The sequence below is a fragment of the Stenotrophomonas sp. YJH_SMC_33 genome, assembly GCF_059372295.1.
The window spans coordinates 179117-193670 of record NZ_JCAFVJ010000005.1 but is presented as its reverse complement, the minus strand read 5'-3'; the positions used below and the strand labels follow the sequence as shown (position 1 = coordinate 193670).

Sequence of the window (14554 nt, the reverse complement as noted above, 5' to 3'; positions counted from 1 at the left end):
GTGACATCGCGGTGCAGCGTGAGCTTGCGTCATCCACGCATGGCGTGGAGCTACCGACGGATGCGATCCAGCCAGCAGGCCAGGCCCTGCGCGTTGAGTTCGATGTCCATCGCCAGCACCGCAGTCACCGCCGCATCGTCCAGCGCACAGCCATGCAGCTGCGCACGTTCCAGGTACAGCGCCTGCAGTGCAGCCAGCAGGCAGCGGTGACGGTCCGGCCGGCCGTCGCACTGGCGGCCGATGGCGGCCATCGCATCGATCTGCTCGAACAGGTCGTTGGCCAGTTTCTCCACCTGTTCCACACGACCGTAGTGGGTCAGGTACATCGCCTGCGGGCCGTAGCCCAGCATGCGCCGGATCGAGGCCTTCATCGCTTCCGGGTCGAACTGTACCGGCGACGACGTCGGGAAGATGAAGGCCCCCTGCGCGCTGTCCAGCTCGCGGTAGGAAATGCCGAAGGTATCGCCGGTGAACCAGCTGCGGCTTCGTGCATCCCATACGCAGTAGTGGTGCAGTGCGTGGCCCGGCGTGTGCAGCAATACCAGCTCGCGGCCGGCCAGGTCGATACGGTGGCCGTCCTCGGCCACCACCACACGATGTTCGGGAATGGCCTCGATACGACCATAGCTGCGAGCGATTTCCTCGGCGCCATACACCGCCGTAGCACCGGCGATCAGCCGGGTCGGGTCGATCATGTGCGGTGCACCGCGCGGGTGCAGCACCGCCTTTGCGTTCGGCAGCTGCTGCATGAGCAGGCCGGCGCCGCCGGCGTGGTCCAGATGCACGTGCGTGAGCAGCAACCAGTCCACCGCGTCCACGCCCAGGCCGGCATCCGCCAGCGCCTGCAGCATCGCCGGCACCGACAGGCCGGTACCGCAATCGACAAAGGCCGCGCGGCCGCTTTCAACGATCAGGTAAGCCGCGTCGAAGTCCGGGCGCTGGAAACCGGTATCGATGGGATGGATGCTGGGGTCGGCGGTCATCGGCACGCACCTGGCAGGATCGGGAACAGACACCATGGTAGGCGCGCAGGCGACCCGGGTTCGATGCGGCTTTGGTCGGAGGGCGCTTCTGTAGAGCCGAGCCCACGCTCGGCTGCCATTCTGTCAGGCACCAGCCGAGCATAGGCTCGGCTCTACAGCGGCACGCGAAGTCGAGCATGGCTCGACTCTACAAAGGCGGGACTACCGGTCCAGCCATCGCGGCCGCAGCAGCAGCGCCAGCACCAGCACCGCCAGGAACGCGCCGTAGGCGTAAAGCACCGCCAGCACCTGCGGCCAGATCGGGCCGGCACCGGGTTGCATCACGCCGATACGGTAGCCCCACAGCATCGACGCGATGCTCAGCGCGAAAGCCAGCAACAGGGTGGTGCCATCGAACAGGCGCCGCCGCGGGGTGCGCGGCTGGCGCGGGAACAGCCAGTACAGGCTGCCCAGCAGCAGGAACCAGGGCAGGAACAGCAGCAGCGACAACCAGGCCATCGCAGACTCCATGTCATCGCGCCGGAGGCGCGCGGACATCATGCCATGACCTTCGTTCGCGGGTAGGGCCGGTCGCTGGCCGGCATTCCCTATGCAAATACCGTGGTAGTGCCGGCCGCTGGCCGGCGTTTCCCATGCAATTGCCGGTCAGCGGCCGGCACGACCTTTATTCTTCGCGCAGCACGGCCAGCGCGGCCAGTACCGCGTCCACCTCGGCGTCCAGCTTGAACAGCTCGCTCTGCAGCTGGTCGCCCTGCTCGGCCTGCTTGATCACGGCAATCAACTGCCCGGCATCACGCGGCGAATCGAAGCCTTCGCTCTGGATCAGCAGCGTGCCGTCACCGGCGGTCAGCTTGAAGTAGAACCGGCCGTCCTTCTCACGGTACTGCTTGAACTGCGGCGGCGCCACGCGGGCCACGCCGGCATCTTCGCTGGCGATGTCGCCCGCCGTGGACAGGTCGCGCAGGCCCACGGCGTGGCGCAGTTCTTCCAGCAGCGGTGCCGCCAACTGCTCGCGCAGCTGCTGGCCACGGCGCTTGAGCAGCGCTTCGATTTTCTCCGGCTTGGCCATCAGCGCGTTGTAGCGCTCGCGCAGCGGCGACAGTTCGCTGTCGATGCGCTCGAACAGCTGCTGCTTGGCATCGCCCCAGCTGATGCCCGCAGCGAACGCCCTAGCGAATTCGGCGGTCTGTTCCGGGGTGGCGAAGGCCTGGTACATCTGGAACAGTGCCGAGCCCTCGGTGTCCTTCGGCTCGCCCGGTGCGCGCGAATCGGTCAGGATCGAGAACACCAGCTTCTTCAGCTCCTCGCGCGGCACGAACAGCGGAATGGTGTTGTGGTAGCTCTTGCTCATCTTGCGGCCATCCAGGCCCGCCAGGGTCGCCACCTGTTCGTCGATTACCACCTCCGGCAGCGGGAAGTACTCCTTGCCGTACACGTGGTTGAAGCGCTGGGCAAAATCGCGCGCCATTTCGATGTGCTGGATCTGGTCACGGCCCACCGGTACCTGGTTCGCCTTGAAGATCAGGATGTCGGCAGCCATCAGCACCGGGTACATGAACAAGCCGGCGCTGACACCTGCGTCCTCGTCCAGACCTTCCTCGCGGTTCTTGTCCACCGCCGCCTTGTAGGCATGCGCGCGATTGAGGATGCCCTTGCTGGCGATGGCGGTCAGGAACCACATCAGCTCCGTCGTCTCGCGGATGTCGCTCTGGCGGTAGAACCACACGTGTTCCGGGTCCAGGCCGCAGGCCAGCCAGCTGGCTGCGATCTCCAGGGTCGCGCGCTGGGTGCGCTGCGGGTCCTGCGACTTGATCAGGCTGTGCAGGTCGGCCAGGAAGAAGAAGCTCTCGATCCCCGGCGCGCGGCTGGCCGCGATGGCCGGACGGATGGCGCCAACGTAGTTGCCCAGGTGGGGCGTGCCGGAGGGGGTGATGCCGGTAAGGACTCGGGTGGTCATGACTGCGTGGGGTAACCTTCGATGAACGGGGCCAGTTTACCTTGCACGCCACCAACCCCGTCAGGGCCCGCGGCGCGTTCATTCACGCAACCCCGCTGGAGACGCCCGATGAAACGCCTGCTGCCCCTGCTGCTTATCCTGCCTCTGGCCGGCTTCCGCCCGGCCCCGATGCCGCCGCCGGTCTACGAGGGCGGCCCCGTGCGCATGGCCCTGGTCGACCGCGACCGCGGCACCGAACTGCGCAGCTACCCCGCCGAGGGCCAGCGCTGGGTGGCCGGTGAGCGCGGGCACCGCTACGCCGTGCGCCTGTACAACGACAGCCCCCGCCGGGTGCTGGTGGTGCTGTCGGTGGACGGCGTCAACGCCATCTCCGGCGAAGATGCCGATCCCTCGCAGACCGGTTACGTGCTCAACCCCGGACAGCGCGCCGACATCACCGGCTGGCGCAAGAGCCAGGACGAAGTGGCGCAGTTCGTCTTCAGCAGCCCCAGCGGCAGCTATGCCAGCCGCACCGGCCGCCCCGACAACATCGGCGTGGTGGGCGTGGCCGTGTTCGAGGAAGCGCGCCGCTGGCGCCCTGAGCCGATCCTGCGCCGCGGCCTGCCACCGCCGGCGCCGGCTGCACAGGCCGAAGCGGCCGCCGATGCCAGCGCCAGCCGCATCGAGGGCTACGCCAGCAAGCCGCAGGCGCCGGCGCTGGGCACCGGCCACGGCGCGCGCGAGCAGTCCTCGGTGCGCGATACCGAGTTCGAGCGCGCCAGCCGCAGCCCGGCGCAGGTGTTGCAGCTGCGCTACGACAGCGCCCGCAACCTGCGCGCGCGCGGCATCCTGGTCGATTCGCCGTCACGCCTGCCGCGCGAACCGCAGGCGTTCCCCAACCGCTACGTGCCGGACCCGCCGGCACGCTGATCCTCCGCGCAGACAACACAACGCCCGCAACCTTTCGGCGCGGGCGTTGTGTCGTGGGGGAAATCCGGGGGCTTACTTGTAATCCGGGTAATCCTTGCGCACGCTGTCTTCGAAATCCCGGACTTCCTTCTCGGCGCGGTCCTTGGCCCAGCCATAACGCTCCTGCAGGCGACCGGCCAGGTATTCGGCATTGCCTTCGGCCACATCGAAATCGTCGTTGGTCAGATCGCCCCACTTGGCCTGGGCCTTGCCCTTCAGCTGCGACCACTTGCCGGAAATGATGTCTTTGTTCATTGCTGGGAGTCCTTGGTTGCAACGGCGTTCTTACCGTGGTTCCAGCTTCGCGCAGTCGCTGTTGAGTACCGGTCAACCAGCAATGAAATGCGTGCTCACCTGCTTGAATGGTTCACTCCGCTTGCACAGCCGTGTGTGGCAGCGTGCAAGAAAAAGGCCGGGGATGATCCCCGGCCTTTTTCCTTCCGTTCCGCGCCGGGCTCAGTTGCCCTTGGCGGCATCCTCAACCTTCTCACCGGCCTTCTGCACGTCCTTGCCGGCACCGGCCACAGTGTTGCAACCGGCCAGCAGGGCCACCGAGAACATCGACAACAGCATCAGGGCAACTACGCGCTTCATGGGCTTCTCCTTGGGTTTGCCGCTACACCGCTTCATTCGCGGATGGGATTCTTTCGCTCAGCGGGAGAAGGCCAATGCCCGCCGCCGCCGCGTGAAGTGCAATCTGGCGGCAGGGGCGTGGAGCGGGTGTGAACGGATCGGCGATCCGTTCAGGCGGTTGCCTTAGTCGCGCATCAGGGTGGACTTGCCGAACAGGCTCTCGACCAGGTCCACGGCCAGTTCGGCGGTGGCATTCTGCTTGTCCAGCAAGGGGTTGAGCTCGACGATGTCCAGCGACCCCATGCACCCGGTGTCAGCGATCATCTCCATCACCAGCTGCGCCTCGCGGTAGTTCACCCCACCCGGCACGGTGGTGCCCACGCCCGGCGCGATGCTCGGGTCGAGGAAGTCGACGTCGAAGCTGACATGCAGGTGGGTGTTCTCGTCGATGCCCGCCAGTGCTGCTTCGACCGTGCGCTTCATGCCGTTCTCATCGATGTAGCGCATGTCATAGACATCCACGTTGTGGGTCTTGATCAGGCGCTTCTCTTCCGGGTCCACCGAACGGATGCCGATCTGGTGCACCTGGGTGGGAGTGATCGCCGGTGCGCTGCCGCCGAGGTGGGTCAGCGCCTCCGGGCCGAGGCCGCACAGGCAGGCCACCGGCATGCCGTGGATGTTGCCCGAGGGGGTGACATCGCTGGTATTGAAATCGGAATGTGCATCCAGCCACAGCACGCGCAGGGTCTTGCCCTGCTCGCGGCACCAGCGTGCCACGGCAGTGATCGAACCGATGCCCAGGCAGTGGTCGCCGCCGAGCATGATCGGCATGCGGCCGGCCTGCAGTTCGGCATAGCTGGCTTCCATCAGTGCATGGTTCCACGCCACCACTTCCTCCAGATGGCGGTAGCCCTGCACCGGCGCGGTCCACGGGTTGCGCGGGCCATCCAGGTTGCCCAGGTCGCGCACGTCCACGCCGCGCGCTTCCAGCGCCTCCGGCAGGCCCGCCACGCGCAGCGCTTCCGGCCCCAGCCGTGCACCGCGATGGCCCGCACCGACATCGGTGGGAACGCCGATCAGGGATACGGAAATGGGATGGGCCATGGGTGCCTCCTTGCGGGGGAAAAAGAAGCACAGTCTAGCTAGAGCTGTGTGACACCACTCGCGGCGGTGCAGCAGGGCATTGGCATGGCATGATGCCGCGCGGACCCAACCGCCCTTCATGGAAGATTGCGATGTCGCCCTTCATCAATACCGCCTGGCCACGCTTTTTCACCGTGGCGCTGCCGGTCGCCGTTTTTGCGGTTTTTTTGAGCAACTCGATCGATGCGTCGCCGAATGGCTGGCTGATGCAGGCGACACTGCTGCTGGTGCCGTTCTCGACCCTGGTATTCCTCGGGTTGGGCTGGCAGCGTCTGCGCAAGGCACACGCTGAATACCCGATTCTGAAAAGCGAACTGCACCGTATGCTGGCGGCGTTGATCGGCAACGTGAAGGTGGCCGCGCTGTGGTTCGGCCTGACCTTCGTTGGTATGTTCACCCTGATGCTGGCGTGGGTGTTGCTGTATAGGTCCTGCGGCTGAAGCCTGTCCCAACCCGCTGCGCGCTCAGCGTCCGCGGCGGCGCACCGGCGTCACGCTCTGCACCTGGCCGTTGTTGCGCATCATGCACAGGAAGCGGCCATCGGGGTAATCGATGATCAGTTCCTGGTAATCGCTGCCCACAGGCATCTGGGTGACCAGGGCGCCCTGCGCGCCCTTGCGCATGTTGCAGGCGCCCAACGCGGTATCGCCTGTCGGCGCGGGGGTAGTCACCGAGGACACATTGCGGAACACCGCGCGGCAGCCGCCATTGACCCACACCGAGTGCCGCGACAGGCCCCAGTTCTTGCCCTCCTCGCAGCGGGTACGGCTGAGCTGGTGCACGATTTCCACATTGCCGCGGGTATTCAGATCGCACGACGCCTGCTGCTCGCCGGTGGACTCGCAGGTGACTTCGCGCGGCAGCGCGGCATCGCCGGCGGCAGCGTCGCGAGGGCGGGCGCTGCTTTCAGCGGGCGCGGGCGTGCCGCTGGTACTGACCTGACAGATGCCATTGGTGCCGCCTCGGCCGGTGTAGCTGATCTGCGGCGTACCGTCATCGCTGCGGCTGATCGACAGGGTGATGCCGCTGTTGGCGTCGCGGGCTTCGAAATAGCGGTCGTTGAAATGTTTCAGCGTGGCCTCGCGGCCCTGCACATAGACCGGCCCGCCCTCGTCTGCGTGAACATCGATGCCGCCCGGGCAGCTGGCGTTGAAGAACGGCACAGCGGCCATGGCCGGGGCTGCGAACGCGGCGGACAACAGTGCGACGGTGAGCGGCAGGGCGTGGCGACGCATGGGGAGGTCCCGAATGGTATGTGCCCGAAGTATGCGGTGGGGAGCCGGGAGCGGTGTGTGAGGAGAATCAGTATCCGGGTGCGCGTTTTGAGGGGTGTGTTTGCTATGGTGGCCGTGACGCTCTGTCCGGGCTGTTAAGCCAGCTTTACTTGGTAGGCGGTTCCACGCCTTGCAACAGCGCCGACGCCCGAGATTTCCAGCGGATGATCGCACTGCGCGATATGTCGCTTTCTGCATCACAGCGGCGCGAACAGGCCAATCGCGATAATTCATTTTTCCTTTCAGATCACCCGATGCCATCGAAACAATCGACTGGCAGGCGGGGGTTTGGCGTGCGCATGATGAATCGCCACCTGCAGAGGTGGCCGGGTCTTCCAAGCCCGATTGATTGAAGCTGTATACGCTTGCCAGCCGGCGTCGTCCTCCCAAGAGCGGCGCCGGCTGGCAATCCGTTCGCCGATCGACGGCGGGCGGTGCGTGGGGGCCCTGTGCCCGCCGGCTCATCGATCTCCGGTCTTGGAAGCCACGCATCGCCCGCCACCCTATCGTGGCGGCACCTCTGTGCCTGACGAGGATGCCCGTATGTCTAAGACGCTCTACCCGTATCTGACCGCCACGTTGGGCGACGCCGCCCTGCATCTGCCGCTGGAACTGGCGCAGCCGCTGGAAGCCGCCTTTGCCGCCGCCAACGATGCACCCGCGCCCATCAACCTGCCCGGCTGCCTGCAGCGCATCCAGGCCGGTGACGCCGCCGATGGACAGCCGTGGCAGGGACCGGCAGGCACACCTGGCGACGCCGTGGCTGCCGCACGCAGGGACCGCGCCGCAGTGGGCCTGGTATCGCTGCTGGAGCTGTACCACGCCGCAGAGCGCGTGCGCGTGGATGGGGAAGAGAAGGACGACATCGGCGATGGCACGCGCGAGGGTCTGATGCTGGCCTGCCGGGGGCTGGCGGAGTATGTGGCGTTGCAGGTGGGTGGGGCTCAGTAATTCAGAACATTGAGATGCCCAATGCACAGGTTCACAACGTCACTGCCCCGGCTAGCGAATCAGGCAGACCCGCTGCTGGAATGAGCGCACCCTATCCAAACCTGAAGCCTGTTCTCGTTGAGCTGCGGCTGGACGAAGTGGATTCGCGCGCCGGCGCTGTTGCCGAGTTGATCGCCTCCACCGCACGCCCATGGCGCTCTCGATAAGCCCTGAAGTCATGTGGTACAGCTTCGTGCTGAATGACAGAGCCATCACCCGGATCCGTCCTGGAACGCGGACGAATTGCACGATCTCATTCATCAATTACGAAGGTGCGAAGGAGGTGTTCACTTGTGGCACGTCGGCCGCCTTCGGAGATGGATCGTCGACAAGGGGGTTGATCCGCATCATCCGGTTTGATTGAGACTGATCGCACCTGACTTCTTGAGGCGGCGGAAGTGGAGCGCAGTGCCTTGATGCCTCACGCGGCACTGGCATGCAGACGCACACCCAAGGCACGGGTCACCTTCAGGATGGTGGCGAAATCGGGGCTGCGTTCGCCGGACAGTGCGCGGTAAAGACTCTCGCGCGACAGGCCCGCCGCGCGCGCAACCTTGCTCATACCCTGAGCGCGCGCGATGTCGCCGAGCGCCTTGGCAATGAACGCGGAATCGCCGTCGCTTTCCTCGATGCAGGCGTCGAGATAGGCGGCCATTTCTTCGGGTGTCCGAAGGTGTTCGGCCACATCAAATGCTTTGAGTTCGACTTTTTTCTTGGTGGCCATGATGGAACAGCTCCAGTACTTCGGTATTGATTCGTTTCGACTACAGCCGGTTCGACGCTCACAGGGCACGTGCAATCTCCCTGGCCTTTTCGATATCGCGATGCTGTGAGCTTTTGTCACCTCCGACCAAAAGAATCAGCAACTGCCTGCCGCGCTGGGTGTAGTACAGGCGGTAGCCCGGCCCTGCATCGATACGCAGTTCGGAAATACCGTCCCCCAGACGGCGGTGATCACCCGGATGGCCTTCGGCGAGCCGACCGATACGGGCCAGGATGCGAGCGCGTGCAGTTACGTCCTTGAGAGCGTCAATCCATGTCGCGAACTGACGGGTACGCTGGATCTTCATGGAAAAATGTAGCCTACTGGCTACACATTTTCAACTACGAGAAACGCGCATCAACCACGAAGCACGCGCACAGGCAGGTGGGACGCGCCTCGTCAGGTGCAAGATGAGATAACAGCAAGGAAGGAAAAGAACGGGAGAGACGCAGCAGGGAGCAGTGCTCGACCGATTACTGCGCCGCCATGTCGAGCTGCACAACTGGAGTGTGGTGGTGCCGCTTATCCGAATCGAACGGATGACCTACTGTTTACAAGACAGTTGCTCTACCAACTGAGCTAAAGCGGCATGGGTGGATCACCGGCGGCAGCGCCGCAGTCAGGGGATTCTAGCGCAACCGCGTGCATTCCAGCGACCGGCTCTGTGCCGCCCCGCTGCGCTGCTGGGCCTGGGCCGGCTGCGTGCCCGCCGCCAGTTGCGCTTCCAGCCACCACTGGCCGGCGTCGCCGCTGGCGACCAGGCGCGGCTGGAAGCCGGCGGCCTGCACCGCTGCCATGCGGCGCTCGGCGCCCTCGCGATTACGGTACTGGCCCAGCGCCACGGCGTTGGCGTCCTCGCCCTGGCTGATGATGTAGTAGTCGCTCAGGCCGGCGGCGACGATGCGCTTCACGGTGGCCTGCGCTTCGTCGCGGTTGGCGGCGGCCGGCAGCATCACCCGGTAACGGGCACTGCCGCTGGCAGCGGGCTGTTCGCGCAGGCGCACCTGGCTGAGCAGCGTGCCGGCCTTGCCCTGCGCGCTGCTCGCGGCGGCGCGGTCGGCGAACGGGCCCAGCGCGACGCAGCGCGGCGGTTCGGCAGCCTCGGGCGGGGTTGCGGGTTTTCCCGGTGCTGGCACGGGCGCTGCGACCGGCTTGTCGGCGCCAGCAACCGATGTGGCGGCAGGCGCAGCTTCGGCCGCCTGCGGCTTGGCACTCTCCGGCTTGGCCGGGGCGGCGGGCGCCGGCGTTACAGCCACGGCCGTCTTCTCCGCCGGTTCGCGCTCCATCAACGGCGCGGTCGGCGCGGCAGCCGTGGCTTCGGCGGCCGCAGCGGCATCCACGCCACCGGGCACCCAGCGCAGCTCGGCCACGCCCGTGGGTTGCGGTGGCGGCGCAGGCTTCTGTGGTGCATCGCGCAGCAGCCACCAGCAGGCGACGCCAAGGTTGAGGATGGCCAGTACGACGATCAGGGCACGGGTCAGCATGCGCGGATACTAGCCTGCGGGCTGGTGCACCGCCCAGCGGGCGAGACCATCCAGCACCAGCGAGGGGTGGTAGTCGGCGCCGGGCAGCAACGGCATCAGCGCCGGTGCGCCGCCCCCGTGCACCAGCAGCGACGGCGCCACGCCCAGCAGCGCGTGCCCCTGCTGCGCGCTGCGTTCGATCAACGCCACTGCGGCGCCATCGCAACCGGAAGCCAGCGCATCGGCGGTGTCGTTGGCGAATTCGCTGTAGTCGCCGCCGGTAGCCGGCAGCTGCACCGCACGGGCATGCAGTGCTTCGCGCATGGTGGTGGGCGATGCGGAAATGCGGCCACCGTGGTGCTGGCCGTCCGCGTCGAGCAGATCAATCGTCAGTGCGGTGCCCACCCCGACCACCAGCACCGGGCGCTGCGCCTTGGCCGCGGCCAGCAGGGCCAGGAAGCGGTCCACACCGAATTTTTCGGGCTTGGCATAGGCAATGCGCACACCGGCGCATTCGGCGCTGGTACGCACCACGTGCACGTGCTCGAAGCGACGCTGCAGCTGGTCCAGCATCGCGCTGGTCAGCGACGGTGCGGCCACGCTGGCCACGAACGCGGTGGTGCCGCTGGGCAGGCTGTGCGGCGGCTGTCCGGCCATGCCTTCGGCGCCATGCGCCCAGGCCTGCACGTCACCGGCACGGTCGCCCTGCAACGGCGCGAACTTGAAGCGCGAGTTGCCGAGGTCGAACAACCAATCGCTCATGCCGCCCTCACGCTGACTTCGCCGGCGTGCAGCAGGCGCTCACGGCCATCGATGCGCACGCGCAAGGCGCCGTCATCGGCCAGGCCGAGCGCGGTGCCATGCTGCCACTGCCCTTCCAGTTCCACGCGTACTTCGCGACCGGCCAGCATGTCGAACGCGGCGTAGCGCGGCAGAAAGGGAGCGAGGCCTTCGCGATCGAATTCTTCCAGTGCCGGCAGCAGGCGCGCCAGCACGGCAGCAACCACCACGTTGCGGTCCACCGGCTTGCCGGCCAGCGTGTCCAGGTCCACCCACGGCTGGGTGATCTGCTCGGCGAAGGATGGCGGCATGTGCGTGTTGATGCCGATGCCGATCACCGCGCGCGCCGGGCCGGCATATTCGCCACCGCCCTCGGCCAGCAGGCCGACCAGCTTGCGCTTGCCATCGACGATCAGGTCATTCGGCCACTTCAGCTGCGCCTGGGTATAGCCCAGGTCGTGCAGCGCTTCGGCCACGGCGATGCCGGCCACCAGGCTCAGCCCGGCCAGGCGGCCGAGGCCACCGGAGAACAGCCGCAGCACCGACAGGTACACATGCGCGGCCAGCGGCGACGCCCACGTACGGCCGCGACGGCCGCGGCCGCCGGTCTGGCGTTCGGCCAGCAGGACGCTCACCCCGCGCTGGGGCGCGCTGCAACGCAGCAATTCGGCATTGGTCGAGTCCACCGTCCAGGCCACCTGCAGGTCGTACAGCAGCGGCAGCACCTCGGCGGGCAGGCCGGCACGGATCGCATCCGGGTCCAGCAGGTCGACCGGGCGGGTCAGGCCATAGCCCTCACCTGCACGGCCTTCGATGTCCACACCGGCGGCTCTAAGTCCTTGAATACGCTTCCAAATGGCCGCCCGGGTCTGGCCCAGCTCACGGGCCAGGGCGTCGCCGGAGAGGCGACCGGCAGCGAGTTTGGCCAGCAATTGGCGGTCGTCCACGGCAGCTTCCACGAAGTCAGGAAGGAATTATGCGGGAAAGCCGCCAGCGGCGCCCGCCACGCTGGGTTCTGCGGGGGCTTCCAACGGGGCGCCGGGTTCGGGCTAGAATCGGGAACTCACCTTCCCTTAACGTGGATGTCGTCAATGCGCCGCTATGCCCATTGCCTGATCCTGCTGACGATGCCCTTCGCGGCGTCTGCGACGGCAGCGCTGGACGACAGCCGCGGCGCCTGCGTGTCCTCCAACGGCGATGCCGCCTCGCAGCGTGCACCGACCGCGACCGCTTCGGCCGCCACCACCAAGCCGGCACCGGTCCGCCCGGCAGCCAACACCAGCACGGGCGGCGGTGGCAGCGACGACGACGTGCTGCAGCGCATCCGCGCACCGAAGTGGCACAGCTACCTGCCGGGAATGTTCCGCTGATCAAGTCGTTGCTGCAGTGGCTGCGACCTGCGCCGCGGCCTATCGACGATGTACTGTGGAATGAGGCCTGCCGCCGTGCGGCCTGGCTGCGCGGCCTGGACGACGAACGCCGCGCACGCCTGCGCGTGCTGGCCACGCGCTTCCTGCACGAGAAGACCATCACGCCGATCGGCGAGCTGCAGCTGGAGGCCGGCGATGGCGTGCTGCTGGCGGCGCTGTGCTGCCTGCCGCTGCTGGAGTTCGGCGAGGTGGGTCTGGAAGGCTGGTCGCAGCTGATCGTCTACCCCGATGCATTCCGCGTACATCGCAGCCACATGGATGCGGCCGGCGTACTGCATGAGTGGGATGACGAACTGATTGGCGAATCGTGGGACAGCGGTCCGCTGATCCTGTCGTGGGCCGATGTGCAGGCCGACCTGGCCGCGCCGCACGAGGGCTACTGCGTGGCGGTGCACGAGATGGTGCACAAGCTGGATGCACTGGATGGCGCGATGGACGGCACGCCGCCGCTGCCGCGCGAATGGCAGCGTGAGTGGGCGGCCATCTTCCAGCGCGCCTACGATGCGTTCTGCGCGCAGGTGGATGCGGGCGAAGAAACGCTGATCGATCCGTATGCGGCCGAAGCGCCGGAAGAATTCTTCGCGGTGACCAGCGAGTATCACTTCTCGGCACCGGATCTGCTGCAGCAGGCGTTGCCGGAGGTGGCCGCGCAGCTGCGGCGGTTCTATGGCGAGCCGCCCAGGATCGCAATACGGTAGTGCCGGCCGCTGGCCGGCACCTTGGCAATGCCACCGAGGATCATGAGGTTGCCGGCCAGCGGCCGGCACTACCGGAACACCACGCGTTGTTGCGCCAGGCGATGCCCGGCGGACAGGAACGTGCGGCTTACGGCCCCGGCGGCAAGCGCACTTCGAAACGGGCGCCGCCCAGTTCGCTGGAACGGCCGACGGCCAGTTCGCCGCGGTAGTCCTTGATCAGGTCCTGCACGATCGACAGGCCGATGCCGTGGCCCTGCACGCGCTCGTCGCCACGCACGCCACGCTGCAGCACCTTGCCGATGTCGTCCGGGGCAATGCCCGGGCCATCGTCGTCCACCGCCAGCAGCAGGCCGGCGCGGCGCGCGTTCGGTGCCGGCAGCGGCTGCGCGGTCAGCAACACGCGGCGGTTGGCCCACTTGAAGGCATTTTCCAGCAGGTTGCCGAGCAGTTCCTGCAGGTCGCCCGGTTCGCCGTGGAAGCGCGCGGCCGGGTCAATGTCGAATTCGCACAGCACGCCCTTGGAGGCATAGACCTTTTCCAGGCCGCGCACGATCTCCTCGGCGTTGGATTCAATCGGCAGCGGCGCGGAGAACAGCTTGTGGCCCGACGATGCAGCACGTGCCAGCTGGTAGGAGACCAGGTTGTTCATGCGCTGCAGCTGCACGTCCAGCTCCTCGCGCAGGGCGCCATCGCCGGCACCGCTGTCCATCTGCGTGCGCAGCACGGCGATGGGCGTCTTCAGGCTGTGCGCCAGGTCGGCCAGGGTATTGCGCTGGCGCTCGAGGTTCTCGCGCTCGCTTTCAATGAAGGCGTTGATGCTGTCGGTCAGCGGCTCCAGCTCGCGCGGGTGGCGCTCGCTCATGCGCTCGGTTTCGCCGCGCTGCACCTTGGTCAGCTCGGTGATCACGCGACGCAGCGGCCGCAGGCTCCACTGCAGGATGACGGTCTGCAGCAGCAGCAGGATCAGGCCGATGCCACCCAGGTAGAACCAGACCCGGCCACGGAACACGCGCAGCTGCGCGCCCAGCGCGCGCGAGTCTTCCATCACGTAGATGGTGTAGGGGAATTCGGTGGCCGGGTCGGCGTCGGCGTCCCACACCAGGCCCAGGCCATAGCGGTACACCGAGCCCTGGCTGCCGTCGATCTGGATCATCGGCAGCGGGCCTTCGAACACTTCCTGGCGCGGTGCCAGCAGGCCGCCGCCGACGGTGGGCAGCATCGGGCCTTCGGCGGACATCGAATTGCCCTTGCCGTGCGGCATCACCACTTGCAGGTACAGGCCACTGCCCGGCACGTCAAAGCGCGAATCCGGCGGCTGCTCGCGGATGTACAGCGAGCGGTCGCGGGTGAAGTCGATGCCGGCCGCGTAGGCGGTGGCGTAGTTCTTCAGGCGCTCACGCAGGTTCGCCTTCGCCGTATCGGCGAAGGCGGCGTCGAGTGCGTAACCGGCCAGGGCCAGGAACGCGACCAGGCCCACGGACGCGGCAAGCATCTGGCGCGCCTGCAGCGAGCGCGGCCGCCAGCGTCGGAAGAACCACAGACGGCCGGACAT

General features: G+C 66.9%; 18 protein-coding genes and 1 tRNA gene. 5 read left to right on the top strand and 14 right to left on the bottom strand.

Annotated features, from left to right (window positions below; all coding sequences use genetic code 11):
• Positions 1 to 50: 50 nt before the first annotated feature.
• The 3 genes from AC5P9W_RS10705 to AC5P9W_RS10695 form a co-directional block, all read right to left on the bottom strand.
• On the bottom strand, positions 51 to 983 hold the full coding sequence (locus AC5P9W_RS10705; protein ID WP_111097679.1) for an MBL fold metallo-hydrolase: 933 nt from the start codon (positions 981 to 983) through the stop codon (positions 51 to 53).
• A 201-nt stretch (positions 984 to 1184) separates the two neighbouring features.
• On the bottom strand, positions 1185 to 1481 hold the full coding sequence (locus tag AC5P9W_RS10700; protein WP_111097680.1) for a hypothetical protein: 297 nt from the start codon (positions 1479 to 1481) through the stop codon (positions 1185 to 1187).
• Positions 1482 to 1647: 166 nt separating this feature from the next.
• Positions 1648 to 2940 carry a tryptophan--tRNA ligase gene (locus tag AC5P9W_RS10695; protein WP_111097681.1) on the bottom strand — a complete coding sequence of 431 codons (1293 nt, stop codon included), beginning with the start codon at positions 2938 to 2940 and terminating at the stop codon, positions 1648 to 1650.
• A gap of 108 nt (positions 2941 to 3048) precedes the next feature.
• On the opposite strand from AC5P9W_RS10695, the gene AC5P9W_RS10690 reads away from it, so the two are divergent.
• Positions 3049 to 3849 carry a hypothetical protein gene (locus AC5P9W_RS10690; protein WP_019661830.1) on the top strand — a complete coding sequence of 267 codons (801 nt, stop codon included), beginning with the start codon at positions 3049 to 3051 and terminating at the stop codon, positions 3847 to 3849.
• 72 nt (positions 3850 to 3921) lie between these two features.
• On the opposite strand, the gene AC5P9W_RS10685 is transcribed toward AC5P9W_RS10690, so the two are convergent.
• The 3 genes from AC5P9W_RS10685 to rocF all read right to left on the bottom strand — a co-directional run bounded on the left by AC5P9W_RS10685 (position 3922) and on the right by rocF (position 5565).
• Positions 3922 to 4143, bottom strand: a complete 222-nt coding sequence (locus AC5P9W_RS10685) for a CsbD family protein (RefSeq protein ID WP_019661831.1) — start codon at positions 4141 to 4143, stop codon at positions 3922 to 3924.
• Positions 4144 to 4344: 201 nt separating this feature from the next.
• Positions 4345 to 4482, bottom strand: a complete 138-nt coding sequence (locus AC5P9W_RS10680) for an entericidin A/B family lipoprotein (protein WP_019661832.1) — start codon at positions 4480 to 4482, stop codon at positions 4345 to 4347.
• Between the two features lie 162 nt (positions 4483 to 4644).
• A complete protein-coding gene (rocF, locus tag AC5P9W_RS10675; RefSeq protein ID WP_021203836.1) occupies positions 4645 to 5565 on the bottom strand; it encodes an arginase in 921 nt (306 codons plus the stop codon).
• Between the two features lie 131 nt (positions 5566 to 5696).
• Here rocF and AC5P9W_RS10670 point away from each other — a divergent pair, with 131 nt between their 5' ends.
• Positions 5697 to 6044 carry a hypothetical protein gene (locus tag AC5P9W_RS10670; protein ID WP_057503835.1) on the top strand — a complete coding sequence of 116 codons (348 nt, stop codon included), beginning with the start codon at positions 5697 to 5699 and terminating at the stop codon, positions 6042 to 6044.
• A gap of 24 nt (positions 6045 to 6068) precedes the next feature.
• Here AC5P9W_RS10670 and AC5P9W_RS10665 read toward each other — a convergent pair whose 3' ends face one another.
• Positions 6069 to 6839, bottom strand: coding sequence for a DUF3011 domain-containing protein (locus AC5P9W_RS10665; protein WP_495219183.1), 771 nt, complete (start codon positions 6837 to 6839; stop codon positions 6069 to 6071).
• Between the two features lie 582 nt (positions 6840 to 7421).
• Here AC5P9W_RS10665 and AC5P9W_RS10660 point away from each other — a divergent pair.
• Positions 7422 to 7829: a hypothetical protein gene (locus AC5P9W_RS10660; RefSeq protein ID WP_495219182.1), complete on the top strand. Its 408-nt coding sequence runs from the start codon at positions 7422 to 7424 to the stop codon at positions 7827 to 7829.
• 460 nt (positions 7830 to 8289) lie between these two features.
• Here AC5P9W_RS10660 and AC5P9W_RS10655 read toward each other — a convergent pair whose 3' ends face one another.
• From AC5P9W_RS10655 to birA, 6 genes are all read right to left on the bottom strand, one after another.
• A complete protein-coding gene (locus tag AC5P9W_RS10655; RefSeq protein WP_058979789.1) occupies positions 8290 to 8592 on the bottom strand; it encodes an addiction module antidote protein in 303 nt (100 codons plus the stop codon).
• A gap of 58 nt (positions 8593 to 8650) precedes the next feature.
• The gene (locus AC5P9W_RS10650) at positions 8651 to 8938 is read right to left on the bottom strand and encodes a type II toxin-antitoxin system RelE/ParE family toxin (protein ID WP_111097688.1); all 288 of its coding nucleotides are present in this window, start codon (positions 8936 to 8938) and stop codon (positions 8651 to 8653) included.
• A gap of 206 nt (positions 8939 to 9144) precedes the next feature.
• A tRNA-Thr gene (locus AC5P9W_RS10645) sits at positions 9145 to 9220 on the bottom strand.
• Between the two features lie 40 nt (positions 9221 to 9260).
• Positions 9261 to 10115 (bottom strand): SPOR domain-containing protein, encoded by an 855-nt coding sequence (locus AC5P9W_RS10640; protein WP_188250543.1) that lies wholly within the window; start codon positions 10113 to 10115, stop codon positions 9261 to 9263.
• Between the two features lie 9 nt (positions 10116 to 10124).
• The gene (locus AC5P9W_RS10635; RefSeq protein WP_019661840.1) at positions 10125 to 10856 is read right to left on the bottom strand and encodes a type III pantothenate kinase; all 732 of its coding nucleotides are present in this window, start codon (positions 10854 to 10856) and stop codon (positions 10125 to 10127) included.
• On the bottom strand, positions 10853 to 11821 hold the full coding sequence (gene birA / locus AC5P9W_RS10630; protein ID WP_164144457.1) for a bifunctional biotin--[acetyl-CoA-carboxylase] ligase/biotin operon repressor BirA: 969 nt from the start codon (positions 11819 to 11821) through the stop codon (positions 10853 to 10855). Before birA ends, AC5P9W_RS10635 begins: the two co-directional genes overlap by 4 nt.
• Positions 11822 to 11965: 144 nt before the next feature.
• Between birA and AC5P9W_RS10625 the strand changes: the two genes are divergently transcribed.
• The gene (locus AC5P9W_RS10625; RefSeq protein ID WP_005411956.1) at positions 11966 to 12244 is read left to right on the top strand and encodes a hypothetical protein; all 279 of its coding nucleotides are present in this window, start codon (positions 11966 to 11968) and stop codon (positions 12242 to 12244) included.
• Complete coding sequence (locus tag AC5P9W_RS10620; RefSeq protein ID WP_495219179.1) at positions 12211 to 13002, top strand: M90 family metallopeptidase; 792 nt, start codon at positions 12211 to 12213, stop codon at positions 13000 to 13002. The genes AC5P9W_RS10625 and AC5P9W_RS10620 overlap by 34 nt, the downstream gene beginning before the upstream one ends.
• Positions 13003 to 13129: 127 nt before the next feature.
• On the opposite strand, the gene AC5P9W_RS10615 is transcribed toward AC5P9W_RS10620, so the two are convergent.
• Positions 13130 to 14554, bottom strand: coding sequence for an ATP-binding protein (locus AC5P9W_RS10615; RefSeq protein WP_032953760.1), 1425 nt, complete (start codon positions 14552 to 14554; stop codon positions 13130 to 13132).